The organism is Devosia sp. (assembly GCF_036676215.1).
Taxonomy (GTDB): domain Bacteria; phylum Pseudomonadota; class Alphaproteobacteria; order Rhizobiales; family Devosiaceae; genus Devosia.
This window is the reverse complement of record NZ_JAKFDJ010000228.1, coordinates 1-1,714: the sequence shown is the minus strand read 5'-3', so window position 1 is coordinate 1,714 and position 1,714 is coordinate 1. Positions and strand designations below refer to the sequence as shown.

The following is a 1,714-nucleotide window of genomic DNA, read 5'->3' as shown; positions in this document are numbered from 1 at the left end:
CAGCATCTTGCGGCACTCGTCCTCGTCGGCAGGCGTCATCACCACCATATGCGGCACGCAGCGCAGATAGCTCAGATCGAGGTTGCCGGCGTGGGTGGCGCCATCCGGGCCGACCACGCCGCCGCGGTCGATGGCGAACAGCACGTCCAGTTTCTGGATGGCCACGTCATGTACCAGCTGGTCGTAGCCGCGCTGGAGGAAGGTGGAATAGATGGCGACCACCGGCTTGGCGCCTTCGCAGGCCATGCCCGCGGCCAGCGTCACCGCATGCTGTTCGGCGATGGCCACGTCGAAATAACGCTGCGGATATTCCTTGCTGAAGCGCACCAGGCCGGAGCCTTCGCGCATCGCGGGGGTGATGGCCAGCAGCTTGGGATCGGCGGCGGCCATGTCGCACAGCCAGTCGCCGAACACATCGGTGTAGGTCGGCTTCTTCGCGCCGCCCTTGCTGATCAATCCCTTTTCGGGATCGAACGGGCCGACCGCGTGATAACCGATCTGATCGCCTTCGGCCAGTTCGTAGCCTTTGCCTTTGATGGTGATGATGTGCAGCAGTTGCGGGCCCTTCAGGGTCTTGAGCGTTTTCAGGGCGCTGACCAGCGCGGGCACGTCGTGGCCGTCGATCGGGCCCGTGTAATGGAAACCCATTTCCTCGAACAGCGTGGACGGCACGAACATGCCCTTCCAGTGCTCTTCCCAGCGGCGCATGAAACGCGCCGGCGGCTTGCGTTTGTCGCCCAGCAGTTTCTTGCCGCCTTCGCGCAGCGCATTGAGCGTGCGGCTGCTGCTGATGCGGCCCAGCATCTTGGTCAGGCCGCCGACGTTCTCGGATATCGACATCTGGTTGTCGTTGAGGACGACCAGCAGGTTGGGCTCCGGATCTTCCATGCCGCCGGCATGGTTCAGGGCCTCGAAGGCCATGCCCGCGGTCATCGCGCCATCGCCGATCACCGCGACTACCTTGCGCTCGTTGCCGGCCTGGGCGTTGGCGATGGCCATGCCCAGCGCGGCGGAGATGGAGGTGGAGGAGTGGCCGACGCCGAAAGTGTCGTACTCGCTCTCCTCGCGCTTGGGGAAAGGCGCCACGCCATCGGCCTGCTTGACCGTGTGGATATGGTCGCGGCGCCCGGTCAGGATCTTGTGCGGATAGGTCTGGTGGCCCACATCCCACACCAGCCGGTCGTCCGGGGTGTTGTACAGGTAGTGCAGGGCGACGGTGAGTTCGATCACGCCCAGGCCGGCGCCGAAATGGCCGCCGCTCTTGCCCACCGATTCGATCAGATAGGCCCGCAATTCCTCGGCGATGGCGGGGAGTTCGGATTCCTCGAACTGGCGCAGGTCGGCAGGGACAGCGATGCGGGAAAGGTGCGGGTAGCGGGTGGGGTCGATCATTTGTGCCATTTTCCTCCCCATCCGGGGGAGGGGCAAGCAAAGCCGTTCAGCCTCAGGCGGAGAGCTTGGATCGCTTGGGCAGCTGCGCTTTGAGGAACGCCATCTGGTCGGCCAGGATATTGCGGTTGGACAGGATCAGATGCTCGATCCAACTGGGCCGGTAAGGCACCGCCAGCAGCGGCATGTTGGCCTGCTGCGGGGTGCGGTTGCTCTTGCGCGAATTGCAGTGGAAGCAGGCGGTGACCACGTTTTCCCAGATGTCGCGCCCGCCCTTGGACAGCGGCAGCACGTGGTCGCGGGTCAGGCTGGGACGCGAGTATTC

At 64.6% G+C, this 1,714-nt stretch carries 2 protein-coding genes; both read right to left on the bottom strand.

Annotation, left to right across the window (positions count from 1 at the left end):
• Positions 1-1,392, bottom strand: a 1,392-nt coding sequence (gene dxs / locus V6M52_RS19465) for a 1-deoxy-D-xylulose-5-phosphate synthase (RefSeq protein WP_332702652.1), incomplete at its 3' end; no start/stop codon positions are given.
• A 52-nt stretch (positions 1,393-1,444) separates the two neighbouring features.
• The coding region (locus tag V6M52_RS19460) for an HNH endonuclease (protein WP_332702650.1) at positions 1,445-1,714 on the bottom strand (270 nt) is incomplete at its 5' end.